We start from the raw sequence: 25,076 nt of genomic DNA, 5'->3' as shown, positions 1-25,076 counted from the left end.
TCGAGGTCAGGGATCAACCTGGGTACGTTCGTGGGACTGAGCCAGGGACTCGGCGGTGAGGCGCCAGATCTCGGCGGCGAGGTCGATGTTCGCCTCCTCCTGCGCCTGCTGCGCCAGAGCCTTCAGCCCGGCCAGCCCCTCCTTGTCCCGCCCGTCGGCGATGAGGAGCTGGTGGCGCAGGATCTCCAGCCGGGCCTGACCCCGATGGCTCATCCGCAGCTCGGCCGCATCGAGCCGGTCGAGCAGCTGCCTGGCCTGTTCCAGGTCCCCCCGCTGGAAGGCGATCTGCGCGCGCAGGGACATCACCGCCTGCTCCAGCGCGGGCGTGCCCGCGAAGGGGAGGGCGGGTTCGACGGCCTGCACGCAGGCCAGGGCGCGGTCGAGGTCGGGCGGCGACGTGCCCAGATGCAGGGCGGCGGCAGCGGTGCGCAGCCGTAGCCACAGGTCGAGGTTCTCCCGCCCGTCGAAGCGCTCCAGCGCCTCGTCTAGCATGGCGCCGGCGCGCTCGATGTCGCCCTGGGCGAACAGGACCGCGGCACCGGTCCATATCGCCTCGGCCCACAGAGTGTCGGTACGGCCGGCGACCAGCGCGGTCAGCTCGTCGGCGTGCGCTCGGGCGTCATGCATCCGGCCTGCCTCGCTTTCGGCTGAGACCAGCGCCAGCAGGGCACTCGCCCTGGCGTGCGTGGACAATCCTGCCTGTACGGCCTGCCGGTGCGCGGCCGTGGCCGCTTCCAGGGCGGCGGGGATGTCACCCAGCGACCGCAGGCAGCGGGCGAGCTGGGCCAGCGCCCGCACATTCAGCTCGGGCATGCGGATCTGCTCGCTGAGCTCGACCAGCTCGCGAAGATGGACGAGCTCCTCGGCATAGTCCAGGTGACGGCGGCGCCACTCGGCGATGCGCCACAGCGCCTGCCATCGCAGGAGCGGATCGTGCTCGTTGGTGACCTTGACGGCCTCGGCCAGCAGCTCGCCGGTGGCGTCGACGTCGAGGGAGGCGGCCAGGGTGAGGCTCTGGGCCAGCGAGGCGGTGGCGGGCTCGGCGAACTCGGCCGGGCTGATGCCGAGCCGGTCGGCGAGGTAGGTCACGGCTCGGTCCGTGGGTTGCCGCGCACCGGATTCCAGCCGCGACAGGTAGCCGGTCGACATGCCGTCACCGGCGAGGGCTGACTGCGACAGGCCGCGATCGGTACGCAGCTGGCGGAGCCGTAGGCCGAAGGAGGGCTGTTCCAGCACGTGCGCGCTCCCAGGAGTGGGCGGGTGGAGCCCGAGTCTACGCCGAATGGCAACTGCTTGCCAAATCATACCGTGGGTACGGCTGATGCTTGGCAAGCTATTGCCAAACTGGATTGCCATCTCTAGATTTCTTGGCAAGACGAACCCCATCCGGAGGTTTCCATGCCAGTCGGCTATCTGTTCACCGTGGCAATCGTCGCCATCGGCACCCTGTTCGCGTTACGGCCGCTGCCGTTCTTCACCCACCCGCTCGGCCGCGTGAGCTACTACTTCGGCCTGGCCGCCAACGAGCTGCCCTTCGCGGCCTTCTTCTACCTGCTGCTCCTGCCGACGACGCTGGCGATCACCGACGGTGACATCCAGTCGGCCGGCGGCTGGGCGGTCGTCGCCCTGGCCGCCGTGACCACAGTCGGGCTCGCGGTCATCGCCCGCCGCGCGCTGGGCGAGCGGCCCAGGATCGAGCGCGCCATGGCGGAGGGGCTGGGCGCCGACTGGCGCGACGCCATCGACGCCCAGAGGCTGCGCCGCCGTCCCCCATGGGCCCGCATCCTGTTCCTGCCCATCCTCAAGCGTCGCTGGGACGTCCGGCGCGTGGCCAACCTCTCGTACGGCCAGGCCGGCCGCCACAACCTGCTCGACCTCTACCACCACCGCTCAAGCCCGTCCGGCGCGCCCGTGCTGATCCACCTGCACGGCGGCGGCTACACCGGCGGCCACAAGAACAGCCAGTCACTCCCCCTGCTCTACCACCTCGCCAGCCGGGGCTGGGTGACCATCAGCGCCAACTACCGCCTCCGCCCCCACGCCCAGCACCCCGACCACGTGATCGACCTCAAGAAGATCATCGCCTGGGTGCGCGAGCACGCCCACGAGTACGGCGCCGACCCGTCGACCCTGTTCGTCGCGGGCAGCTCAGCGGGCGGGCACATAGCGGCTCTGGCCGCCCTCACCCCCAACAACCCCGCCTTCCAACCGGGCTTCGAGGACGTGGACACCTCCGTGACCGGCGCCATCTACCTGAACGGCTGGTACGGCGACTACTTCGGCCACGGCCCGGACTCCGAGCCGCTGACCCACCTGACGCCGGACGCACCGCCGTTCCTCATCGCCCACGGCGACCTGGACCCGCAGGTGCCCGTCGCCGACGCCCGGCATTTCGCCGACCGCCTCCGCCGGACCTCGTCCTCCCCCGTCGTCTACGCCGAGTTGCGCGGCGGCAACCACGCCTTCGACCTGTACCACTCGATCCGCTTCGAAGCGGTCATCGACGCGATCGAGGGTTTCACCGCCTGGGTGAGATCGCGCAGCAGGGTCAGCCAGCCCTAGCGGATCTCGCCTCAGAGTGGCCCTGTCCAGTCGAGGGTGGGCGCCAGGGAGCCTTCGAGCGTCAGCAGCCACCGCTTGGTCTCCATACCTAAGGCCCCGCCGCCGAATCCCCCCACCCCTGACGCGGCCACCACCCGGTGGCACGGCACCAGGAGCGACACCGGATTGGACGCCATGATCGAGCCCACCGCCTTGGCCGCGAAGGCATGCTGATCCGCATCCTCGGGGAACGCGCCACTGCGCGTGGCGAGTTCTCCGTACGTGATGGTCTGACCGAAGCCGACCTCGCGCCACAACGTCCGCAGGACCTTCCGCTGGACGTCGGAGGTGAGCCGCCAGTCGACGGGGAGGTCCACCTTGCGGAGGTGGCCGCGGAAGTAGCCGTTCAGGCATTCCAGCACCCGTACGGCCCGGCGGTCGTCAGCGGGGCGGGTGATCTCCACGCCGGAGGGGAACTCGGCGGCCATGTCCGAGCTGTAGGCGGCCGCCGCCACACCCTCGTCGGTCACGGCGACCCTCATCGGCCCCGTGGGCAGGGGCGTTTCGACGGTGAACCACATCATGTCGCCACATATCCTACGACGATCACCGCCGCGGGATGGCAACGCGTGAAGGGCTGGATGTACGCCAGACTGGCGTACATCCAGCCTCTAGAGCGATATGGCTATTCCTGGATCCTCCTGCACACGCCTCTCTCCCGGCCCGTGGCACTGGTGCCGGCCGCGTCGACGACGGCGATCTGGACGTCGAAGGGGCGGCCCACGACGCAGCCGACCCGCAGGACGGCGGAGTCGTTGAAGAAGGGCTGCGGTGCTCCGTTGACCGTCCACCTGATGCTGAACGGCGGCGTCCCGTCGACCGCCGCGGAGCAGACGACCAGCGCGGCGCCGGTGTCGCAGTCGAAGTACGAGAGGCCGGCCGTACTGCTGGCGAAGGCGGAAGGGGCTCCGGTGAACAGTCCTCCGGCCAGCAGCACGAGGGCGGCTAGGGTTCGTCGGCGCATCTGATCTCCTCATCGCGTGGACGCTGGTTGATGGTGAGCCGTCCCCGGCCGGACGATGTAGATGGTTCGCACACCAACCGGCCACGGATCACCGATTCCAGCTGTCAGGCGAGAAGGCGGCCCGCGATGGTCGTCCAGCTCTCGTCAGCCTCGTGGGAGCGCTGCTCGGTGACCCGATCCGCGGCCAACGTGAACGCGCGCAACCCCCGGAGCAGGGCCGCACGGGCAGTGGGCGGCATCTCGTCGATCACCTGGGCGAGATCGTCGCGGCGCTGCCCGCGCAACTCCTCGAGCAGCGCCTTGCCCGAGGCGGTGAGGTGGATGGTGATCTCCCGCCGATCATCGTGGGCGGCCGAGCGGCGCACCCATCCGGTGGCTTCCAGCCGGTCGCACAGGCGGCTCGCGGAGGACGGCTGCGCGCCCAGCGCCTCGCCGAGCCTGGCGAGGTTGACGTGCTGGTGGGACTCGATGCTGAGGAGCGCCTGGAGCTGGATGGAGGAGATCGCGGCCGCCGCTGAATGCCTGGAATGCGCCCAGACCGCGATCAGGGCGGCGGCGGCGCTCTCGACGGTCGCGCCGGTCGCGGGTTCGAGGTGACCGAGCTGCTGGTGGTCATTCATGCGGCAATCCAAGATCCTTTTACGAAAGGGCGGTCCAGTCCAGGCACACCACGACCGCGTCGTCGACGACGTCCACCCCTTTACGGAAATCCAGCATGCCACGAACCATCGACCGCACCGCTTCGTCGGCCGGTTGCAGCCGGGTGGATCTGACGGCCGCGCCCAGGGCCACCTGGCTGAACTCCACGCCTGCGGTGGATCGCGCCCCGTAGATCCCGTCGCTCACGATGACCAGCCGGTCTCCTGGTTGAAGGGTGACGGACTGCTCGGCGTAGGTGGTGCTGCCGAACATGCCGAGCGGGAGTTGCTGGTCCAGTTCGATGGTCTCGACGTCGGTGCCGCGCAGGCGCATCATGCGGGGTGAGCCTGCCTCGACGACGGACAGGACACCGGTGACGGCGTCGAAGCGGAGCAGCAGGGTCGACACGTGTTCGCGCCCGCCGTACTGCGCGTAGATCGCCTCGTCGGCGAGGCCCGCCTGCTCTTCCAGGTTCGCCCCAGAGCGGCGGGCGTTGCGCACCGCGGTCACGGCCAGCGTGGTGAGCAGTGCGGCGCGCATGCCCTCGCCCATGCCGTTGGTGATCGAGAGGTCCACCGAGTCCGGTGCGCAGCTCCAGTCGAAGTTGTCACCGTAGACGGCGTAGGCCGGCTCCAGCTGTCCGGCGACCCGGTAGCTGCCGCTCTGATGGCCGGATCCTGGCAGCAGCTCCCACTGTGCCTCCGCGGCCAGCGTCAACCGGGTCAGCCGCCGGGCCCGCTGGTAGCGGTCGGTCAGGCGGTCGGCGCCGCGCAGGACCTGCACCAGGGCGCAGGCCACGTCCTGGAATTCGCGAACCTCGTCGACCGTGGGCGGGGCGGGCAGGCGAACGCTGAGCACGCCGTACCGCTCGCCGTACGCCGCGACGGGAACATGAAGGGTGCCTTCGGCCTCCTCCCACTGCGCCTGCCGTGAAGTGAACGCGCGGCCCGCTGTGCTGGCGTCGATGCGGATCTCCGCGGGTGGCGGGTCCAGCACGGGCCGGAGCGCGACCAGCGCGTAGTCGGCGAGCAGAAGGTCCACGCCCTGAGCAGCGGTGTGGGCGATGAGCGCGTCACGAAGCGTTTCCGCCAGCGAGTACGGCGTAGCGGCTCGCATCGCCCGGTGGACCGCGTTCAGGTCGTTTGTCATGGCCACAGCCCGTTCCCCGATGGAAGGCAATTAGTCCGGCCGCACGCACGTGCGCTAGCCTCCGTGCCAACATATTTGTCGTATGACAACAATAGCCAGGAACGGAGCCACAGGTGACGAGCAGCCGGTCGAACACGCGACGGGTCGGAGATGCCGGTGAGCTCGAACTGCGCCAACTGCTGGCCGGGCTGACCGCCGTCAGGGACGGTGACTTCGGCACCCGGCTGCCCGGCGAGGCCGACGGCCTGCTCGGGGAGATCGCCCAGGTCTTCAACGGCATGGTCGACCAGCTCTCGCTGTTCACCTCGGAAGTGACCAGGGTGGCCAGGGAGGTGGGCACCGAGGGACGGCTGGGCGGCCAGGCCGACGTCCCCGGGGTCTCCGGCACGTGGAAGGACCTCACGGAATCCGTCAACGCGATGGCGGGCAACCTCACGGGCCAGGTGCGCAGCATCGCCGAGGTGACCACGGCAGTGGCCAAGGGCGACCTCAGCCAGAAGATCACCGTTGACGCTCGCGGCGAGATCCTGGAGCTGAAGAACACGGTCAACACGATGGTCGACCAGCTGTCGTCGTTCGCCGACGAGGTGACCCGAGTCGCCCGCGAGGTCGGCACCGAGGGCCAGCTCGGCGGCCAGGCCGACGTCAAGGGCGTCGCGGGCACCTGGCGGGACCTGACCGACTCGGTGAACTACATGGCGGGCAACCTCACCGCCCAGGTCAGGAACATCTCCCAGGTGGCGACCGCGGTGGCGCGCGGCGACCTCAGCCAGAAGATCACCGTATCGGCGCGCGGCGAGATCCTGGAGCTGAAGAACACCCTGAACACGATGGTCGACCAGCTGTCGTCGTTCGCCGACGAGGTGACCAGGGTCGCCCGCGAGGTCGGCACGGAAGGACGGCTGGGCGGCCAGGCCGACGTCAAGGGCGTCTCCGGCACGTGGAAGGCGCTGACCGAGTCGGTGAACGTCATGGCCGACAACCTCACGGCGCAGGTGCGCAGCATCGCCGAGGTCACCACCGCCGTCGCGAAGGGCGACCTGACGCAGAAGATCAGGGTGGACGCCCGCGGCGAGATCCTCGAGCTCAAGGAGACCATCAACACGATGGTCGACCAGCTCTCGGCCTTCGCCGACGAGGTGACCAGGGTGGCCCGCGAGGTCGGCACCGAAGGCCAGCTCGGCGGCCAGGCCACGGTCCGTGGCGTGTCCGGCACCTGGAAGGACCTGACCGACAACGTCAACTTCATGGCCTCCAACCTGACCAACCAGGTGCGCAGCATCGCCCAGGTGGCGACCGCCGTGGCCGTGGGCGACCTGTCCCAGAAGATCGTCGTCGAGGCCAAGGGCGAGGTGGCCGCGCTCGCACAGACGATCAACACGATGGTCGGCACGCTCGGCGCGTTCGCCGACGAGGTGACCAGGGTCGCCCGCGAGGTCGGCACCGAGGGCCAGCTCGGCGGCCAGGCCCGCGTGTCCAACGTCGCGGGCACCTGGAAGGACCTCACCGACAACGTCAACTCCATGGCCGACAACCTGACCAACCAGGTGCGCGGTATCGCGCAGGTCACCACGGCCGTGGCCAGGGGCGACCTCACCAGGAAGATCGACGTGGACGCCCGCGGCGAGATCCTGGAGCTGAAGACCACGATCAACACGATGGTCGACCAGCTGTCGTCCTTCGCCGCCGAGGTCACCAGGGTGGCCCGCGAGGTCGGCAGCGAGGGAAGGCTCGGCGGCCAGGCCGAGGTCGAGGGCGTGTCCGGCACCTGGAAGCGGCTCACGGAGAACGTCAACGAGCTGGCGGGCAACCTGACCCGCCAGGTGCGCGCCATCGCCGAGGTGACCAGCGCCGTCACCTCGGGCGATCTGACCCGCTCCATCACGGTCGACGCCTCCGGCGAAGTGTCCGAGCTCAAGGACAACATCAACTCGATGGTGAAGTCACTGCGCGAGACCACGAGGGCCAACCAGAACCAGGACTGGCTCAAGTCGAACCTGGCCAGGATGTCGGGTCTCATGCAGGGGCATCGCGACCTGGCCACGGTGGCCGAGCTGGTGATGAACGAGCTCGCGCCGCTGGTGACGGCCCAGTACGGCGCGTTCTTCCTGGCCGACGACGACGGGTTGCAGCTCATCAGCGCCTACGGCTATCCGGCCGGTGCGGCCGTCACCCGGTTCGGGATGGGCGAGTCGCTGGTCGGGCAGGCCGCTCGTACCCGTCGCACGATCGAGATGGACGACGTCCCGGCCGGCTACGTCAGGATCTCCTCGGGCCTCGGCGAGACCGTGCCCACCTCGCTCATCGTCCTGCCCATCGTGGTGGAGGAGCAGGTGCTCGGCGTGATCGAGCTGGCCTCGCTGTACGCGTTCACCCCGGTGCACCGCGCGTTCCTCGACCAGCTGATGGAGACGATCGGCGTCAACGTCAACACCATCGTCGCCAACGCCCGCACCGACGAGCTGCTGGTCGAGTCGCAGCGGCTGACCGCCGAGCTCCAGGCCCGCTCGGAGGAGCTGCAGAACCAGCAGGAGGAGCTGCGGCGCTCCAACGCCGAGCTGGAGGAGAAGGCGGCGCTGCTCGCCTCGCAGAACCAGGACATCGAGACGAAGAACCTGGAGATCGAGCAGGCCAGGCAGGAGCTGGAGGCCCGCGCCCAGCAGTTGTCGCTGGCGTCGAAGTACAAGAGCGAGTTCCTGGCCAACATGAGCCACGAGCTGCGGACGCCGCTGAACTCGCTGCTCATCCTCGCGCAGCTGCTGGCCCAGAACCCGACCCGCAACCTGACCGCCAAGCAGGTCGAGTACGCCGGGGTGATCCACTCGGCCGGATGGGACCTGCTGCAGCTGATCAATGACATCCTCGACCTGTCCAAGGTGGAGGCGGGCAAGATGGACATCAGTCCCGAGCGGGTGTCGCTGCGGCAGCTGTTCGACTACGTCGAGGCCACCTTCCGGCCGATGACCACGGACAAGAGCCTGGAGTTGCGCATCACGACGGCCCCCGGCGTACCGGAGGAGCTGCTCACCGACGACTCCCGGCTGCGCCAGGTGCTGCGCAACCTGCTGTCGAACGCGGTCAAGTTCACCGAGAGCGGCAGTGTCGAGCTGCGCATCGAACCGGTCTCCCGGTCGCAGCTTCCCGCCACGGTCAGGCCGTACGGCTCAGCCGTCGCCTTCCGCGTCATCGACACCGGCATCGGCATCGCCGAGCAGCAGCTGGAGGCCATCTTCGGCGCCTTCCAGCAGGCGGACGGCACGACCAGCCGCAAGTACGGTGGAACCGGCCTGGGCCTGTCCATCAGCAGGGAGATCGCCTACCTGCTCGGCGGCGCGATCACAGCGGAGAGTACGGCGGGCAGCGGCAGCACGTTCACGTTGTACCTACCGGTCGCCAGGCCCGACTTCACCGCCTCGGCGGTCGAGCCTGTGGCACCGTACGCGCTCGGCTCGGCCGCCGTGTTCCCCCCGCACCGGCGACTGCTGGTGGTGGAGACACGCTCGCGTGGCCTGCTGTCGGTGGTGGCGGAAAGCGTCCTCGCCGACCTGGCCCACCGTGACGTCGGCAGCGGCCCGGTGGAGGTCGCGACCGCCGCAGGCGCGGAGGAGGCCGCCGCCTCGCTGGCCGCAGAGCCCTGCCATTGCATCGTGCTCGACCTCGACATGCCGGCCAAGGCGACCTTCGCCCTGCTGGAGGCCATCGACGGGGACCCTGCCCTGCGCGGGGTGCCCGTGCTGGCCTACAGCAACTGGCGGATGGATCCGGCACAGGAGCAGCAGTTGCAGGCGCGGGCCGACTCCCAGCCCCTGGAGCTGCTGTCGAGCCTGGACGAGCTGCGCGAGCGCGTCGCCCTGCACCTGACGGCCGAGCAGCCCAGCGACGTCCTGCCGCTGGTCCGCACCGAGAAGGTGAGCGAACCCGCCGCCCGCGAGAAGAACGGCACGCTCGCCGGCCGTTGCGTGCTGGTGGTCGACGACGACACGCGGAACCTGTTCGCGCTGACCAGCATCCTGGAGATTCACGGCATGCGGGTCCTGCACGCCGAGGACGGGCGCAAGGGCATCGACACGCTGACGTCCCACCCCGAGATCGACATCGTGCTGATGGACGTGATGATGCCGGAGATGGACGGCTACACCGCGACCGCGGCGATCAGGGCGATGCCGGAGTACGCCGACCTCCCGGTCATCGCGGTCACCGCCAAGGCGATGCCGGGAGACCAGGAGAAGAGCCTGGCGTCGGGGGCGAGCGACTACGTCACCAAACCCGTGGACGCCGATCATCTGCTGGGGCTCATCCAGCGCTGGCTCACGGTCTAGCCGCTGACATGTCTGGATACGTGCCTACCACCACCATCGGCAGGATGGCGGCCACGATCGAGCGGCTCCGCGACCGGCTCGCCCGCGCGCAGCAGGCGGCAGAAGGGCGGGCGCTGATCGAGCTGGCCAAGGGCATCCTGGTGGAACGGCTGCACTGCGGCCCCACCGAGGCAGCGCAGCAGCTCGCCACGCTCGCCGACCTCGCCGGGCTTTCCCAGCTGGAGCTGGCCGCCGACCTGATCAACCAGGCCGCGCAGGACCGGGTGGCCGAGGTGGCCCGCGAGCTGCTCGCCGAGGATCGCCATGCGGCGGCGGTGCAGCTACGCGAGGCGGAGAGCGGCGTGCTGGGCGCACGCGACAGCCAGCGGGTGGCCGAGTCGCTGCTGGAGCACGCGCTGACCCCGCTCGGCGCCACCGCCGTCGCGCTGTGGTCGGCCGGGCAGGACGCCTCGCTCTCCCTGGTCGGCTTCGCCGGTCACAGCACCGAGGAGGCCAGGAGGTGGCGTTACGTGCCACCGGGCGTGGCCACGCCCGCCCGGCGGGCGCTCATGGAACGGAGAACGGTGTGGTTCGCCGATCTCGCGGAGTCCGGCCTGCCGTCCATCGGTCATCGCCAGGCCGTCCCCTCCGGCCGGGTGGTGGTGCCCGCCGGCACCGGCGGCCGCATCCTCGGCGTCCTGGAGATCAGCTGGCCGCACCCGCTGCAAGCGCAGCCCGCGCCGATCCACCGCCAGGTCGAGGCGCTGGCCGAGCTGTGCGCGCACACGCTGGAGGACTGCGCGGCCACGCCGTCCACCACGACCGAGCTGATCGAGCTGGTCGAGCTGGCCGACGCGCTCCCCGATCCCGCCCTGGTGCTGCGCCCCGAGCTGAACGCCGACGGGCTCCTGGCCGACTTCCGCATCCATCACATCAACGAGCGCTTCGCCGACCCCGTCGGGCGGCCCAGGACCGTGGTCGCCGGAGCCCTGCTGCTGGAGGCCTATCCGACGGCTGCCGAGGAGCACGGCCTGTTCGAGAAGGTCGAACGTGTCCACGCCACGGGCGAGGCGTTCCGCACCGAGCGGATGACGATCACCGCGGTGATCGACCACGTGCCGCTGACCAGCGTGGCCGACGTGAGCATCACCCGGCACGGCGACTGCGTGCTGCTGATCTGGCGCGTGCCCGATGAGTCGCTGCGCCTGGCCAGCCTGCTGCAGCACGCCCAGCGGCTCGGCCGGATCGGCGGGTTCGAGGAGGACGCCCAGACCGGCGAGGTCATCTGGAACAGCCAGCTCTACGAGCTGCACGGTCTGGAGCCGACGGAACGGCCGATCGCATTGGAGCTCCTGCGCGAGCGCGCGCACCCCGACGACGCCACCGCCATCGGCCGCTTCCTGCGCACCGTGCTCCACCATCGGCTGCCCGGCTCCACCACCTTCCGGCTGCGGCGTCCCGACGGCAGCACCCGGCACCTGCGCGTCGTCGCCGAGCCGATCTTCGACGCCGACGACCGGCTGCTCGCCGTACGAGGGGCCTACCAGGACATCTCCGCGCAGCACTGGACCGAGGTGGCGCTGGCCGCCACCCGCGACCAGCTCGCCCACTCCGAGCAGCAGGCGGTCGAGCGCAACCGGCTCACGCTGCAGCTCCAGCACGCCATCATGCCGCCTGCCCAGGGCCCGGTGGAGGCGCTCGGCCTCAGCATCGCCGTCCGCTACCGGCCTGCCGAGGAGGGCCACCTGGTCGGGGGCGACTGGTATGACACGGTGGTGCTCCCGTCCAAGAAGATCCTGCTGTCGGTCGGCGACGTCGCAGGGCACGGGATCGAAGCGGCCACCGGGATGGTCGTCCTGCGCAACGCCCTGCGCGGGCTCGCCGCGACCGGGGCGGGGCCGGCGCAGCTCATGGGGTGGCTCAACCTGGTCACCCACCACCTGACGGAACGCGTCACCGCGACTGCCATCTGCGCCCTGTACGACCCCGACACCCGCGTCCTGCGCTGGGCCAGGGCCGGCCACCTGCCGCCGGTGCTGGTGCGCGGTTCTGGGGCGGCGGAGTTGCCGATGATCGGCGGAATCATGCTCGGGGCGATCGCGGAGGCGGACTACGAGGAGGGGGCCGTGCAGCTGGAACGGGGTGACACGCTGTTCCTGTACACGGACGGCCTGATCGAACGGCGGGATGTTTCTCTGGAGCGGTCGCAGGAGCACCTGCTTGCGACGTTGAGGCGGTTGGACAGCAGTTTGGAACACAGCCTCGACCGGCTCCTGACCCACAGCAGCTCCGACACCGACGACGACACGTGCCTCATCGGGGTCGAGGTGCTCTGAGTAATGAGCCGAAGCTAACCTGCTGCGGCTCTGGTGCATAGCCACGATCACGAGACCGGCGCGGTGCGGACGGTCGGTCCCAACAGCTACGTTCAGGGACGTGTCGCACCTTGATCGAGTGGACGAGGCCACCTTCGCCGCCTGGAACCGGCTCGCTGTCCGGCTACGGGAAGATCTTGACGCGGCGGGTTTCGCATCGCTTGATCATGACTCAGCGACAGGAGTCAACGTGGAGGTGGACCCGGGTAACGATCCCGGCGGAGGGGTTTTCGTCTCTTGGGTCGTAGGCCCGGCGTTGCTGGAACAGATCCGGCAGCCCGTGCTCAGCGGCGACCTCCAGAGTCCGGCGATACGCCACCATCGTGTGATCAATGAGGCGATGGAACAGGCGCTGCGGGTGATCTTGCTCTCGGCAGGCCACCGCGTTGAGCCAGCGAATGACGAGTATCGTCCTCTCACCCTGAGGGTGATCACCGATCATGAACAGCTGTAGCGTAGGCGAGATGATCTTAGGACGCCGGGCTTGGTTACTAGAGCCAAGGGCGGTTCGGCTATCGCGGCGTTCGCCTGAGGCTGGCAAGCCTGCTGATCACCAGCAGGATCCAGGCGACGGCTCCGCATCTGTTCCCCGTTACGGCGGGCGGAGAGAAGCGACATCGACGCTGCCACGATCTGCATCCACCGACAGTGGGATGAGCACGGCCGCAGCCTCGGCCTGGTGGCACGGCCGTACCATCCTGATCTGCCGCGAAATGCTGTGGCCGCGCAGATGGTCGCCCGCGTCTACTACCCCACCGACGTCATCGGCTCGGTCCCGATCTCCACGGCGGCACGGCACCTGCGGTGGCCAGCGCTCCACCGTGAGGGGCTTATGTGTCTCGCTGTCCACCACCACACGTTCGCCCATCGGCGCCTGCAACTGGAGCGGTACCGGATGCGGATACCCCGTCAGCATCTGCCCTGCGCTCTCCCTATCAACCCCGGTCCTGCCTCACTGTGGTGATGTCGGTCGGTCAGGCTGGACGTACCACTGCTCTGCGCGGGGAGCCGCCGATCGTCCTGCCGGGCGAGTCAGGTTCTTGGCGTGAAGGCGTCGATGACGAGGTAGGTGCCGCTCTTCTTGACCACCTTGATCGTGTGGGAGCCCGCGGGCAGCCCAGTGACGCTGTACAGGGCCTGTTGAACCTGACGACTCGCAGCGGAGCCGTTCACGGTCTGCTTGAAGACACCGTCCAGGTAGACGTCGGCTTCACCGATATCGGTGTACTTCTCACCGATGTAGTCGACGCCCGTCCCGGTGAAGGTGAAGGAGGCCGAGTCGCCGTTGACGCTGCTGTAGTGCACGTCATCGCCGTAGTCGCCATAACCCCGGGCCGTACTCGTCCGCCACGTCCCGGCATAAGTGATCGCCGCGGAAGTGTCATTCGCGGTGACGGCCGTTGTCGTCGGCCGGAAGGCGTCGATGACGAGGTAGGTGCCGCTCTTCTTGACCACCTTGATCGTGTGGGAGCCCGCGGGCAGCCCAGTGACGCTGTAGAGAGCCTGTTGAACCTGACGACTCGCAGCGGAGCCGTTCACGGTCTGCTTGAAGACACCGTCCAGGTAGACGTCGGCTTCACCGATATCGGTGTTCTTCTCACCGATGTAGTCGATGCCGGTCCCGGTGAAGGTGTAGGACGCTGAGTCGCCGTTGACGCTGCTGTAGTGCACGTCATCGCCGTAGTCGCCATATCCGCGAGCTGTGCTGGTGCGCCACGTCCCTGAGTAGGTGATCGCCGAGGATGAGTCGTTGACCGTGGGGTCAGGAGCCGACACACCCTGCGTGACCTTGACGTTCTTGACGTCGACCGAGGTGGGCAGCGTCGTGCCGGGCTGGATGCAGCCGCCCCAGCTCGCGCACCCGCCCGCGCTGTTGTTGATGATGAGCCACATCGGCTCGCTCGGCACCGCCTTGGTGGTGGTGCACCGCTGCACGCCGTCGACGAGCCAGGTGAGCCTGCCTGGCTGCCAGTCGATGGCGTAGGTGTGATAGGCCTGCGACAGGTCGACGGTGTTGAACGTGCAGCTGGTCTTGTCTGCGGAGTTCTCGTTGTGCAGCGTCATCCAGTCGGTCTTGGACTGCTGGCTGCCGAGGATCTCGAAGATGTCGATCTCGGGCAGGACGGTGCTGTTGGCCATGTCCGCCTCGGTGAACGCCGTGGGCAGCATCCAGAACGCCGGCCACATCCCGGCCCCGCCGGAGACCTTCATGGTCGCCTCGACCTTGCCGTACAGCAGGCTGACCTTGCCGTAGGTGGAAACGTATCCGGCCCGGTAGGTGTGGTTGAGGTAGGAGGTCTTGGACAGGCCCAGGTGCAGCTCGCCGCCGCTGACCGTCACCTCGCCGGGGTGGGCGACGGAACCTTCCGCTGTCTGCCTGGTGAGGTAGTCCCAGAACCACTGACCGGAGTCGTTGGCGGTCCACACGCTGGTGTCCAGCGGCCCGTTGAACTCGTCGTCGATCAGCACGGTGTCGGCGGCTGCCGCCGTCGAAGGCGCCCAAAGAAGGCCCGCCAGGAGAAGCAGGGGTAAGAGACGTTTCATTCGCTCGCCATCCTGAAGTCGTAGTGGTGCGGGACGGGGTGTTCCTTGGCGATCCGCTCGCGCAGCACGTCGTCGGCCGGCACGCCTTCCGCCTTGGCGGCGCGCAGGGTGTGCAGGTCGAGCCACAGCCGGTTGAGGCTGGTGTCGCCCTCGCGCAGGTCCTCGACGTCGAAGTCCTGCTCAAGAATCGAGGCCACCGTGTCGAGCTCGCGCAGCGCGAGGGCGGCCTGGGCCTGCAGCAGCCGTATCCGCCCGTGCGTGCGAAGGTCGGCGGGCAGGGCGTTGAGTATGCGGCGGCAGTCCTTGGGGCGGTCGCCTGCCAGCAACGCGGTCGCGGCCTCCACGACCAGCGGGCGGCACTGCGGGGCCAGGCGGACGGCCGACAGGTAGCGGCGGCACGCCCCGCGCAGGTCGCCTTCGAGCAGGTCGAGAGCGGCCAGGTTACGGATGGCCCAGGCGTTGCGCTGCAACGTGACCGAGCGTTCCCAGCACTGGCGGGCGGCGCGTCGGTCCCCGGCGGCGAAGCGCAGGACGCCGAGGTGGAGCTGGGCGGCCCAGTTCACGAAGGACGGTAACCCGTCCAGGAGCGCCAGCCACTCCTCCTGGATCATGAAGCCGACCGGCGGTTCTGCGGGGTCGAGGCGGGGGAACCTGCCGGTGTTCAGCAGGTGGAGCCAGGGTTGCTGCGCAGCGCCGAGGGTGTCGTCGGGGAAGGGGGTGGCGGGGTCATCCGCGTCGCCGCGCAGGTGGCGGTCCAGAGCTCCCCAGCCGGAGCCGCGGTGCAGCATCTCCTCGGGCGGCAGGTCCGCCCAGGAGGCGCACCACTCCAGCGAGGCGTCCAGGTCGGGCTGGGGAAGCAACTCCTCCAGCGCCTGCTCGGCCGCCATGCGGGCGTCGTTCCACGAGGTCCCGTGCACCAGCGCGGGGTCGGCCTCGAGCAGCCCGTAGGCTTCCACCCAGGACCAGGAGCCGCCCGGCGGCATTGGCACGTATTCCAGCTGGGTGTCGGCCAGCCCCGCCTGGATCTCGATGTAGGGATGGCCCGGCTCGGACAGGAACTCCTGCCAGCGCCGCCCGCCCGGTCCGCTGCCCCAGAAGAAGAGCTTGCGTCCGCGCAGGCGTCCGGTGGAGGCCTGCACCAGCCCGCGCCCCTGGCCGTCGAGCGCGGCGATCCATTTGCGCCGGGCGGCGTTGGTGTCGAAGAAGTAGTCGGCGGCCAGCTCGCTGCGGGTGGCGTAGCTGCGGTCGACGCCGCCCGAGATGGGCGTGGTGACGTAGGTGACCTTGCGGTCGTAACCGATCTCCCAGGCGGCGTCGGCCGGAGCCAGGACCCGCAGGTCGTCCGTCTCGGGGACCGCGATGTTGGACCACCAGTACATCGGCGTCATCCGGCGGTGCGGGTTGCGGATGCGCACGTGCACGAACAGCACCGGTGAGCCGGGCGGCAGGTAGGCGTCGATCTGGAAGGGCACCTGGCGGATGCGCTCCCACTCGTACATCCGCAGCACAGGCACGCCGTCCGGCGTGGTCACCCGGGCGGCGTGCATGGGTGAGCAGGTCAGCGGCGAGTGACCGATCACGCCGATGTTCCACTCGACGCCACCGGAGAACCAGGCGTTGCGTGTGGCCAGGTTGGCCGGCTGGAAGACGGGGTTGCGCAGCAGCAACTCCCTGCCGGTCGGCTTGTGGATCAGTGACCACAGCCGCCCGCCGTACTCCAGCAGGAACGTCGCCTTCAGCATCTCGTTCTCCAGTACGGCCACCGCCAGCTCGGTCGGCTGCCGGTCTCTGGAGTAGCCGTCCTGGACCGGGTACGGCAGCGCCTGCTCGACCTGCCCGTAGCAGCTCCGGGCTGCCAGCTCCTCCACCGCGCAGCCGAAGTCCAGCCCCGTGTTGATCTCGCTGTCGCGAAACAGCGGTGGCAAGGGGTTGTCCTGACCGAGCGGCGCGGCGGGGACCAGCAGGCGATCAAGGCGTAGCGACGATTCCATGCAGGGAACTCCAGGTGCAAGAAACTGCTCAAAGCATTGGCGGTATAGGCAGGATTTAACCTGCGATCTCTTGACTAGACAAGTTCTTCACGACAAGAATCCACAGCAATTCACCCCCAAACCCCACGGAGCAGACAGTGCACTCCCTTTCACGGCCTGCGGGCCTCACCACGGTCGCCGCCCTGGCTCTGGGCCTCACCGCCTGTGGGACTTCCGAGCCGCCCGCTCCGGCCAAGGCCGGCGAGCCCGCGCCGCAGACAGTGGAGTACCTGTCGCAGTGGAATCCGCAGGACCCCGAGGCGCAGGTGTTCAACGCCGCCATCGAGGCCTTCCAGAAGGCCAACCCGACGATCACCGTCAAGGCCACCTACGCCGGGCGCAACAACGACGCGAAGATCCTCAACCAGATCAAGGCCGGGGACGCGCCCGACCTCATCGAGGGCGGTACGGCCCGGCTGAAGCAGTTCAAGCTGGAGCCGCTCGACGACCTGTACGCGATGAAGGTCTCCGGCGAGGACAAGACCGTGGCGGAGGTCATCCCCAGCGGGCTCAAGGCGCTCAACGCCGCAGAAGGCAAGGCCTACGCCCTGCCGTACGAATATGTCGTGCAGGGTCTGTGGTTCGACGACAAGCAGCTGACCAGCCGCAACCTGACCGCGCCGACGACCTGGGACGAGCTGATGGCCCAGGTGCCGGTGCTGGCCAAGGCCGGCGTCGCGCCGTTCCAGCAGGACGGCAGCGTGGCCGGCTACAACTTCTTCTGGTTCGCCGACCTGGTGACCCGCAACGTCGGCCAGGAGGGCATCGCGGCCGCCGCCAAGGACAGGACCGGCCAGACCTGGCTGGGCGAGGGATACAATAAGGCCGCCCAGCAACTGCTCGACCTGGTCAAGGCGGGCGGCTTCCAGCCGGGCTACGAGGGCACCACCTTCCCCGCCGGGCAGAACGCCTGGGCCAAGGGCAAGGGCGTCTACGCGCTCAACTTCTCCTGGATGCCCAAGGAGACCGACAAGGTCCGCCCTGACGGCTTCACGATGCGCTTCGTCCCGTTCCCGAACGTGGGCGGACCCGGCGACGGCATCGTCGAGGCCGACACCACCTCCTGGGTGATCCCCGAGGCGGCCAAGGACAAGGACGGCGCCAAGAAGTTCCTGGCCTTCCTGTACGGCAAGCAGTGGATGCAGCAGCTGTCCGACACCGCCAAGACGCTCACGCCGCGCACCGACGTGACGCCTCCGGCGCTGATGGCCGATGTCACCAAGCTCCTGGCCACCGACCCGAAGGTCATGCCGCGCCTGGGTGACCTGGAGCGCAACGCCCCGGCCGACTACGAGGCCAAGGTCATCGACCCGGTCTTCGGCGCGTTCTTCAAGAGCGTCGGCAAGCAGACGGCCGAGGACTTCGTGGCCAAGCTCGCCGGGGAGTCCAAGAAGTACTGGGACCAGCAGGACTGAGGACATGAAGCGAAGCAAGTGGGCCCCAGCGATCTTCATCGGCCCGGCGTTCCTGTGGTTGTGCGTGTTCTTCCTGGCCCCCATGGTGACGACGGTGTGGGTGTCGCTGACCAGCCAGCGGGCCGCCGACACCGAGACCGAGTTCGTCGGGCTGAAGAACTACCTCAAGCTCGCCCGGGACCCGTACTTCCTCAGCACCTTCTGGGCCATGCTCAAGATCCTCGTGATCGGCGGGATCGCGGTCTTCGCGCTGAGCTTCCTGTTCATGGTCGTGCTGCGCGAGATGCGCTGGAAGAAGTTCGCCCGCGGCGTCATGTTCGTGCCCTACATCGTCATTCCTGTCGCGCTGGCCATCATGTGGGGCGTCCTGCTCAACCCCGAGGACGGCCTGCTCAACTCCGCCCTCGACGCGGTCGGGCTGAAGGCGCTCGCCCAGGTGTGGCTCGGCCCCGACTGGATCTTCACCAGCATCATGGGCGGCCTCATCTGGATCAGCACCGGCTTCTACACCACGCTGCTGTTCGCCGGGGTCGACCGGATCCCGGCCACCTTCTACGAGGCCGCCCAGGTCGAGGGCGCCGGACGCTGGCAGCGCTTCAGGCACGTCACCATCCCCATGACCTGGGACGTGATCGGGACGGCCGCGGTGCTGTGGGTGATCGGCGCGATCAACACCTTCGGCTTCATCTTCGCCTTCAGCGGCGCCGGAGCCACCCCCGACCAGTCGACCTGGACCCCGGCCATCTACCTGTACATCGAGACGTTCGACCCGCTCAACGGCTCACTGCGCTACGGGTACGGCTGCGCCATCGCCGTCGTGCTCACCCTGCTGGTGAGCGTCAGCGTCCTGCTCGTGCGAAGGGTTTTCCGCCGTGAAGCGATCCAGTTCTAGGGTGCCCGAGGTGGGATTCGCCGCAGGACGGCTGTTCGTGTGGGCGTGGGTGCTGTTCACCGTCGGGCTCGGCGTCTGGATCCTGCTGGCCTCCTTCAAACAGGAGGGGGACGTCTTCACCTCGCCCTGGTCGATCCCCACCTCACCCAGGCTGCAGTCCTACGCCGACGCCGCCTCGATGTTCAACCTCCAGAGCGCCTTCCTCAACACGGTCTTCGTGGTGTCGGTCTCCACGATGCTGGTGGTGGCCCTGTCGGCCCCTGCCGCGTATGCCCTGGCCCGCTGGCGCTTCCGTGGCTCCGGCGGCATCACGTTCGTCTTCGCCACCGCCGTGGGCGTGCCGGTGCAGGTGCTGTTCGTCCCGATCTACCTCGCCTACAGCAAGCTCGGCCTGGTCAACAGCCTGTGGGGGCTCATTCTCATCTACGTCGGGATGAACATCCCCTTCGCCACCTTCATCCTGGTCGCCTTCTTCCGTTCCCTGCCCCACGACCTGGAGGAGGCCGCGGCGATCGACGGCGCCCGCACCTACCGGACGTTCTTCTCCATCATGCTGCCGCTGGCCAGACCCGGAATCTCGACCGCCGCGATCATCACCGCCATCGGGTTGTGGAACGAGTTCCTCGTCGCGCTGACCTTCATGAACGACGAGGACAAGTACACCCTCACGATCGGCCTGCTCAACCTGTACGGCAACATGCGCTACAACACCAACTGGACCGCGCTGTTCGCCGGCGTGGTCGTCTCCCTGGTGCCGCTGCTGGCCGTCTACGCCTGGCTGTCCAACCGCATCATCGAAGGCCTCACCGTGGGAAGCGGAAAATGATCACCCGACTGAGCGATCCGCTGCCCGTGCCCGTGCTGCCATGTGGGGTGAGCCGCAGAAAAGTCCTCCTGCTCGGGCTGGACGGCCTGCGCCCCGACCTGCTCGTGACCGCGCCGACGCTCGCCCGGCTGGTCGCCGAGGGATCGTTCGCCGTCTCCCCGCTCTACTGCTCCCCCGCCGGAGTCACCGGCTCCGGAGCGGGCTGGGCCACCGTACTGTCCGGCGTCTGGCCCGACCGCAACAACGTCCGCGACGGCAACATGATCTCCCAGCGCGCCCGCCGCTACCCCGACCTCCTGTCCCGCGCCAAGGCGCACGACCCCGCCCTGTCCACCCTCTCCATGGCCGCCTGGACCGCCGTCAACAGCAGGGAGTGGTACGGCGGGCCGCTCGTCTCCGACGCCGTGGACGTCCGCCTCAGCTTCGACGCGGACTCCGACGATCCCGACCAGGTCGACGCCGCCATCGCCGAGGTGCTGATCCGGGTGCTCACCGAGCAGGACCCCGACGCGCTGTTCGTACACTTCGGCTCCATCGACCTGGCCGGGCACTCTGGCGGCGCGTCCCTGCCCCGCTACCGGGCCGCGCTCATCGCCGTGGACGGCCACATCAGCCGCGCCCTGGAGGCGCTCGCCAGCCGATCGCCCCAGGAGGAGTGGCTCGTCCTCGTCACCAACGACCACGGCCACCGAGACCGCGGCACCACCCACAACGGCCCCTCGGCGGCGGAACGCGGCTGGTCCCTGCTCGCCTGCGGCCCCGGCATCCCCGCGGGCGTCGCCCGGCCGGACGTGCGGGCGGTCGACGTGCTGCCCACCTTCCTGCACCACCTCGGCGTACCCGTCGATCCCGCCTGGGGGCTGGACGGACGGGCGCTGCAGGAGGCCGTCCCGGCCGACGACTTCGACTCCCTGGTGCCTCTGCTCGATCCCCCCTTCGACCAGGTGTCGATACCACGCGGCACCTGCGGCGGGAGCACCTTCGTACCTCCCGAGGGATGGCAGACCGACGGCGGCTGGCGCTTCGTCACCGACCCCTACTGGACCGCCCAGGCCCGGCAACAGGGACGCGAAGCCTTCACCCACGCACGCGGCGTCTTCGCCGTCGCCTCCTCCGACGCGACCCTGGCATCTCCCGCCTACGACGTGTCCGGCCCCGTCACGGTCACCTTCGCCGCGCAGTACCGCCAGCACGGCGACGGTCGCGCCACGCTCACCGCCGCCTTCGACGGCGGCGCGGAACGCGAGCTCCTCACCTACGGCCCCGCGGTCCACGACCGCAACCACGGCACCGACCTCGCCAACCACCGCGAGCGCGTGGTCGTGGCCAGCCCGCCGGACGCCTCGACCATGGTGCTGCGCTGGCGGCTGGTCACCAGAGGCTCAGGCTGGCTGGCGATCGACGCCGTCCGAGTCCACCACGAGGTGCGCGCGCCCTTGGCGGTGACCCTGTCCACCTCGCTGCCGAACCCCGGTGAGACGGTCCACGTCCGCGCCACCCTGGACGGCGAGCTCACCTGTGACCTGCCCTGGCCGGTGAAACGGATCGCGGACGGCGAGTGGCTGCTGATGGTTCCCGCCGATGCCGTTCCGGGTCCCTGCGTCATTTCGGTCGCCGCGGGCGCGGAGGTCTGCGACCTTCCTCTCGCCGTACCGCACAGTGACGTGAATGCCGCACGCGACTGGATCGTCACCGGCCCGGAAGGCAACGCCGACGGCGAGGGCAGGACCTGGCCTGCCGAAGCGCTGACCCGCGCCGACGCCGTCCTCTGCTCGGGGCAGGGCATCCTGCTGAGCGGATCGGGCGAACGGCTCAGCCTGCTGGCCTCCAGCGCCTTCTTCCCCGGCGGCGGGCAGGGCGTCATCGCCTACGAGGACGGCACGCGCCAGCCGTACGACATCTTCATCCCCGTCTGGGACGACCCCGACCCGCCCCACCCGGTCGCCATCGACGGCCGCGGACGCAAGATCTACCGCATCGACATCCCCCTGCACGCGGGGCGGCCCGTCGCCGGGATCATCCTGCCCCGCTGCAGCGACAAACCCGTCTCCTACGCCCCGTCGCCCTACGTGTTCGACGCCGTGATCTCGTAGGACAGCTCCACCCGATCGCCGCGATAGACAGAACGGGCGTGCAGGACGTTCCTGCCCTCACCGTCGTAGGCGACGTGGTGCACCACGAGCGCGGCGGTGGAGGCGGGCACGTCCAGGAGTTGGGTGGCGTCGTGCGACATCGGAGCCGTCTCCACCCGCTGCCTGAACCCCGCCACCGCCACCCCCGCCCCAGCCATCCACACGGTCAGAGAACCGCCGAGCTGCTCCACGCTCGGCAGAACGGGGAACAGGGCGGTGGGCAGGTAGTCGGTGTAGAGCGCCAACGGCACGCCGTCCACCGTGACGAGCCGGCGCACCGCGAGGACCTCGGAGGCGGCCGGTACGGCCAGAGCCGCCGCGACCTCCCGATCAGCCGCTGCCAGCCCATGATCCAGCACCGTACGGACGACCGACCGGCCCTCCTCGCGCAGAGCCTCGGCATGGCTCACCAGACCGACACGCAAGCTCACCTTCGCCTGCGCCATCCGGGTCACCCGGCCCTGCGCGCGGTCGAGTTTGCCTTCCATCACCAGCTCGGACTGCGCCTTGCGCATCGTCACCCGGGACACGCCGAACACCTTGGCCAGCTCGACCTCGGACGGCAGCGCCTCGCCCTGCTCGAACCCCTCGATCCATCGGCTGAGCGCGGACTTCACCTGGAGATACTTCGGCACAGGAGGCACAGCCCGCCAATCCTCTCCCACATCGGATACTCCCCCAAGTCTCCCAGAGAACGGGCACAGCCTTATTGCAGTGGTCTGCGCGAGCGAGCCACGCCAGCCCGCTCGTCGAAGCCGGACTGTCCGGTGTCGTTGGTTCCTGACAGGACCTTCGCGACGCAGCAGCGCACCCTTGGGCCGCTCAGTCCTGAGCTCCATCGTCATGCACACAAATGGTCTGGCAAACCTGAGTTGGGCTGGTAACGCGGACCGAATCACGGACTTTTCGACGGGAGCCCAGAGACCCTCCGTATCGCGATCTCCACCCTGTTCGCGTGGTCGCCCGCATCCGCGAAAACTGCAGAGCTGTCCTGCGCCACCTTTCCGCGCCAACCACAAGCGCACGCCGCCACATACCTTCCGTCCTGGTCGGATTCCTCCACCCAGGCATGGTGTCTTCGACCGCGCGCCTGCCGTGTCATGCCGTACAAACCCATCACCAGCACTGCCACCGCGCCCCACAGGATGATCATCGCCACAGCGCCGGCCAATTCGGCCTGGCTGGGATCCCCCAGGGGAATAGCCTCCCTCCTGTGGGCCGCCTTCATCGACCAGGCGATCAAGGCCGCTCCGGAGACGGCCAGGGCCAGCGCGCCGGAGGCTGTCCGGCGTAGCTTTCTAGCCAGGAGCAAGATCGTGGGCACGGCCATGATGCTCATTCCAACCGCAGCACCCACTATGACGCGCCGCCAAACGTGTGGCTGGTCAGGGACCTGCTCCAACAGGATCAGAGGGATCACCCCCAGCATCAGGCTGCTGGCTGGGAATGCAATCCAGAAGTGCCGATCCAGGAAGTTGTCCATAAGATCGCCCATCTTGCCCATGCTGGGGAAACGGGTCGTGGACGCCAGCAGTTCCCTCGGGTCTGTCTAGACAACGGCTCTCGATTGGATGGTTCTCCTTGCGACCGGCCCCGCCCGGGCCTTGCGGCCAGATCGGACATCCGTTGAGCATCAAGCGAGCTGGCGCCAGCATGTAAGCCGCGCAGCAAGCGATGCGACAGTTCTCGGCTGAGGCAGTGAGGGCGCTTTAACGGGTCTGATAAATAGATTGGAGGTCAGGTGAAGCGAATTGGACGTAATTTCATTGTAGTGACGCTATTGACTTTCCCTTTGCTTCCTTCCTGCAGCACAGAAGGCCAGTCACTAAGTAGCTGCCAAAGGGAGGCGCGCAAACAGATCGCCCAACTCGAGCAGTTGGTGCCTAATCTACTTCCTGGGTCTATCGCCTCGACGGTAGAACAGGAGGATGCATGCGATTCTGCAGAAGGAGGTTCACTACACTTTAGAGCGAACCGATCAGCTACAGGCGATGAGATATTCGTGAATTTCCTTTCCCATGGATGGGGGCGGATAGATGTTCACGATAAGGAAGCGTGTTCGGATTGTATCGATGGCGTCACAAGGTCGCTGGATGGCGAGACAATCGACGTTACTCTCATGGACAGTCAGGACGGCTCGTTTTTCGAGGTCACGGCCGAGTTCAGAGTGCATTAGCGCCTGTATTTGGTGATCTCCATGTGCCGGGATGTCGGCAGCTCTGCTATGGCTGACGCCCGGCGCCGCGACGGTTAAGCTCTCCGCGCTCGAGCCTTGGTTGGCGGGCAGCTCCAGCTCCAGACCGGTGGCCTGCCGGGCTTAGAGTTGCCGAGTGGGCGCATTCCGTATCGGAGATCATCCAGATCTGCGTGGGAGAATCATGTCGGAGAGATCGCCGTCATGGATACATTTCGGAATAATCAAGATCACCCCTCACTTCGAATGTTGTTTTCAGGCCAAGAGCCCGAATTCGCCCACGCGCCAACCCTCTCCTGCCGTCATGCTTCCGGTGAACGGGCCTTGACAGCATCACCGAAGCCCCGCTGGGCGAATTGCGAGTCAAGGCACGCCATCGGGTGGGTCGGGATGACTTGCCATCAGCTGGCTTCATCGACTCCCAGAGCGTCAAGGGCGCTGGGGTCGTCGGCCTCGACAGCCCTGGATCCGCCAGCAGCAGGCTCGCATGCGGCCTCCGCTGCGGCGGGATCGAGCGTCCGCTGTGCGGCCGTTCAATAGCTGCGGCGGCAAGATCAGAGCTTGCCCGTGAAGGTGGTGGTGTTGTTACACAGGTGGGTGCCCGCAAGGCAGCGCCGAGCCTTGATCACTACCGTGTCTGCGCCCTGCTTGGCGGGGACGGAGAAGCCGAAATCTCTGCTGCCCTTCTTCCGGCCCGCCTCCACGCGGCCGCCGGTGCCGCCGACCCCCTTGCCCGCTTTGGAGAAGCTGACCTCGACGACCGCCGTCCACAGATCCCACTTGATGTCGTGCACAGTGCCCGAGGCTGCGGCGTAACCGTCACCGCACACTTTCCACATGTATTTGACGTAACCGTGCTTGGTGTTGAGCGTTCCCCCGCCGCCGGAGCAGCCCTGCGTGGCGGCTGTCGCCGGGGCGGGAGCCAGTGCGGTGAGAGCGACGGCGGCGGCGACGAGGGTCCTTAACCCGGAGATCTTTCGCATGATCGGCAGTCTAGGAATACCGCTTGCAACCCAC

General features: G+C 68.3%; 18 protein-coding genes. 8 read left to right on the top strand and 10 right to left on the bottom strand.

Annotation, left to right across the window (positions count from 1 at the left end):
* Window positions 1–6: 6 nt before the first annotated feature.
* Complete coding sequence (locus ACIBG8_RS02545; protein WP_397340690.1) at window positions 7–1,236, bottom strand: helix-turn-helix domain-containing protein; 1,230 nt, start codon at window positions 1,234–1,236, stop codon at window positions 7–9.
* A gap of 162 nt (window positions 1,237–1,398) precedes the next feature.
* Here ACIBG8_RS02545 and ACIBG8_RS02540 point away from each other — a divergent pair, with 162 nt between their 5' ends.
* Window positions 1,399–2,562 carry an alpha/beta hydrolase gene (locus ACIBG8_RS02540; protein WP_397340689.1) on the top strand — a complete coding sequence of 388 codons (1,164 nt, stop codon included), beginning with the start codon at window positions 1,399–1,401 and terminating at the stop codon, window positions 2,560–2,562.
* Between the two features lie 11 nt (window positions 2,563–2,573).
* On the opposite strand, the gene ACIBG8_RS02535 is transcribed toward ACIBG8_RS02540, so the two are convergent.
* The 4 genes from ACIBG8_RS02535 to ACIBG8_RS02520 all read right to left on the bottom strand — a co-directional run bounded on the left by ACIBG8_RS02535 (window position 2,574) and on the right by ACIBG8_RS02520 (window position 5,353).
* Complete coding sequence (locus ACIBG8_RS02535) at window positions 2,574–3,125, bottom strand: methylated-DNA--[protein]-cysteine S-methyltransferase (protein ID WP_397340688.1); 552 nt, start codon at window positions 3,123–3,125, stop codon at window positions 2,574–2,576.
* Window positions 3,126–3,226: 101 nt separating this feature from the next.
* Entirely contained in the window at window positions 3,227–3,565 is a 339-nt protein-coding gene (locus ACIBG8_RS02530) for a hypothetical protein (protein ID WP_397340687.1), read from the bottom strand.
* Window positions 3,566–3,669: 104 nt separating this feature from the next.
* On the bottom strand, window positions 3,670–4,185 hold the full coding sequence (locus ACIBG8_RS02525) for a MarR family winged helix-turn-helix transcriptional regulator (RefSeq protein WP_397340686.1): 516 nt from the start codon (window positions 4,183–4,185) through the stop codon (window positions 3,670–3,672).
* A 19-nt stretch (window positions 4,186–4,204) separates the two neighbouring features.
* Window positions 4,205–5,353, bottom strand: coding sequence for a PP2C family protein-serine/threonine phosphatase (locus tag ACIBG8_RS02520; protein ID WP_397340685.1), 1,149 nt, complete (start codon window positions 5,351–5,353; stop codon window positions 4,205–4,207).
* A gap of 113 nt (window positions 5,354–5,466) precedes the next feature.
* Here ACIBG8_RS02520 and ACIBG8_RS02515 point away from each other — a divergent pair, with 113 nt between their 5' ends.
* The 3 genes from ACIBG8_RS02515 (at window position 5,467) to ACIBG8_RS02505 (ending at window position 12,480) form a co-directional block, all read left to right on the top strand.
* Window positions 5,467–9,672, top strand: coding sequence for a HAMP domain-containing protein (locus ACIBG8_RS02515; RefSeq protein WP_397340684.1), 4,206 nt, complete (start codon window positions 5,467–5,469; stop codon window positions 9,670–9,672).
* Between the two features lie 20 nt (window positions 9,673–9,692).
* A complete protein-coding gene (locus tag ACIBG8_RS02510) occupies window positions 9,693–11,987 on the top strand; it encodes a SpoIIE family protein phosphatase (RefSeq protein WP_397340683.1) in 2,295 nt (764 codons plus the stop codon).
* A 100-nt stretch (window positions 11,988–12,087) separates the two neighbouring features.
* A complete protein-coding gene (locus ACIBG8_RS02505; protein WP_397340682.1) occupies window positions 12,088–12,480 on the top strand; it encodes a hypothetical protein in 393 nt (130 codons plus the stop codon).
* A 578-nt stretch (window positions 12,481–13,058) separates the two neighbouring features.
* Here the strand turns inward: ACIBG8_RS02505 and ACIBG8_RS02500 are convergent.
* Both ACIBG8_RS02500 and ACIBG8_RS02495 read right to left on the bottom strand, forming a co-directional pair.
* The gene (locus ACIBG8_RS02500; protein WP_397340681.1) at window positions 13,059–14,570 is read right to left on the bottom strand and encodes a family 16 glycosylhydrolase; all 1,512 of its coding nucleotides are present in this window, start codon (window positions 14,568–14,570) and stop codon (window positions 13,059–13,061) included.
* Entirely contained in the window at window positions 14,567–16,561 is a 1,995-nt protein-coding gene (locus ACIBG8_RS02495; protein WP_397340680.1) for a DUF5107 domain-containing protein, read from the bottom strand. Before ACIBG8_RS02495 ends, ACIBG8_RS02500 begins: the two co-directional genes overlap by 4 nt.
* 137 nt (window positions 16,562–16,698) lie before the next feature.
* Between ACIBG8_RS02495 and ACIBG8_RS02490 the strand changes: the two genes are divergently transcribed.
* The 4 genes from ACIBG8_RS02490 to ACIBG8_RS02475 are packed head-to-tail and all read left to right on the top strand — an operon-like array spanning window position 16,699 to window position 21,826.
* Window positions 16,699–18,015 carry an ABC transporter substrate-binding protein gene (locus ACIBG8_RS02490; protein WP_397340679.1) on the top strand — a complete coding sequence of 439 codons (1,317 nt, stop codon included), beginning with the start codon at window positions 16,699–16,701 and terminating at the stop codon, window positions 18,013–18,015.
* Between the two features lie 4 nt (window positions 18,016–18,019).
* Complete coding sequence (locus ACIBG8_RS02485; protein WP_397340678.1) at window positions 18,020–18,907, top strand: carbohydrate ABC transporter permease; 888 nt, start codon at window positions 18,020–18,022, stop codon at window positions 18,905–18,907.
* Entirely contained in the window at window positions 18,888–19,733 is an 846-nt protein-coding gene (locus ACIBG8_RS02480; RefSeq protein ID WP_397340677.1) for a carbohydrate ABC transporter permease, read from the top strand. Before ACIBG8_RS02485 ends, ACIBG8_RS02480 begins: the two co-directional genes overlap by 20 nt.
* Complete coding sequence (locus ACIBG8_RS02475; RefSeq protein WP_397340676.1) at window positions 19,730–21,826, top strand: alkaline phosphatase family protein; 2,097 nt, start codon at window positions 19,730–19,732, stop codon at window positions 21,824–21,826. The genes ACIBG8_RS02480 and ACIBG8_RS02475 overlap by 4 nt, the downstream gene beginning before the upstream one ends.
* Here ACIBG8_RS02475 and ACIBG8_RS02470 read toward each other — a convergent pair.
* The 3 genes from ACIBG8_RS02470 to ACIBG8_RS02460 form a co-directional block, all read right to left on the bottom strand.
* Window positions 21,799–22,500: a GntR family transcriptional regulator gene (locus ACIBG8_RS02470; RefSeq protein WP_397340675.1), complete on the bottom strand. Its 702-nt coding sequence runs from the start codon at window positions 22,498–22,500 to the stop codon at window positions 21,799–21,801. The two genes, ACIBG8_RS02475 and ACIBG8_RS02470, sit on opposite strands and share 28 nt — an antisense overlap.
* A 260-nt stretch (window positions 22,501–22,760) precedes the next feature.
* A complete protein-coding gene (locus tag ACIBG8_RS02465; RefSeq protein WP_397340674.1) occupies window positions 22,761–23,348 on the bottom strand; it encodes a hypothetical protein in 588 nt (195 codons plus the stop codon).
* Window positions 23,349–24,613: 1,265 nt separating this feature from the next.
* Window positions 24,614–25,042 carry a hypothetical protein gene (locus ACIBG8_RS02460; protein WP_397340673.1) on the bottom strand — a complete coding sequence of 143 codons (429 nt, stop codon included), beginning with the start codon at window positions 25,040–25,042 and terminating at the stop codon, window positions 24,614–24,616.
* Window positions 25,043–25,076 lie beyond the last annotated feature (34 nt).

The sequence above is a fragment of the Nonomuraea sp. NPDC050556 genome, assembly GCF_044457355.1.
In the GTDB taxonomy this organism is placed as follows: domain Bacteria; phylum Actinomycetota; class Actinomycetes; order Streptosporangiales; family Streptosporangiaceae; genus Nonomuraea.
This window is presented reverse-complemented; position numbering and strand designations above follow the sequence as displayed.

Excerpts from the sequence above, each read along its gene's own strand:
- ACIBG8_RS02540 (WP_397340689.1), top strand. The coding sequence starts at position 1,399 with ATGCCAGTCGGCTATCTGTTCACCGTGGCAATCGTCGCCATCGGCACC.
- ACIBG8_RS02535 (WP_397340688.1), bottom strand. The coding sequence starts at position 3,125 with ATGATGTGGTTCACCGTCGAAACGCCCCTGCCCACGGGGCCGATGAGG.
- ACIBG8_RS02530 (WP_397340687.1), bottom strand. The coding sequence starts at position 3,565 with ATGCGCCGACGAACCCTAGCCGCCCTCGTGCTGCTGGCCGGAGGACTG.
- ACIBG8_RS02525 (WP_397340686.1), bottom strand. The coding sequence starts at position 4,185 with ATGAATGACCACCAGCAGCTCGGTCACCTCGAACCCGCGACCGGCGCG.
- ACIBG8_RS02520 (WP_397340685.1), bottom strand. The coding sequence starts at position 5,353 with ATGACAAACGACCTGAACGCGGTCCACCGGGCGATGCGAGCCGCTACG.
- ACIBG8_RS02500 (WP_397340681.1), bottom strand. The coding sequence starts at position 14,570 with ATGAAACGTCTCTTACCCCTGCTTCTCCTGGCGGGCCTTCTTTGGGCG.
- ACIBG8_RS02495 (WP_397340680.1), bottom strand. The coding sequence starts at position 16,561 with ATGGAATCGTCGCTACGCCTTGATCGCCTGCTGGTCCCCGCCGCGCCG.
- ACIBG8_RS02485 (WP_397340678.1), top strand. The coding sequence starts at position 18,020 with ATGAAGCGAAGCAAGTGGGCCCCAGCGATCTTCATCGGCCCGGCGTTC.
- ACIBG8_RS02475 (WP_397340676.1), top strand. The coding sequence starts at position 19,730 with ATGATCACCCGACTGAGCGATCCGCTGCCCGTGCCCGTGCTGCCATGT.
- ACIBG8_RS02465 (WP_397340674.1), bottom strand. The coding sequence starts at position 23,348 with ATGGACAACTTCCTGGATCGGCACTTCTGGATTGCATTCCCAGCCAGC.
- ACIBG8_RS02460 (WP_397340673.1), bottom strand. The coding sequence starts at position 25,042 with ATGCGAAAGATCTCCGGGTTAAGGACCCTCGTCGCCGCCGCCGTCGCT.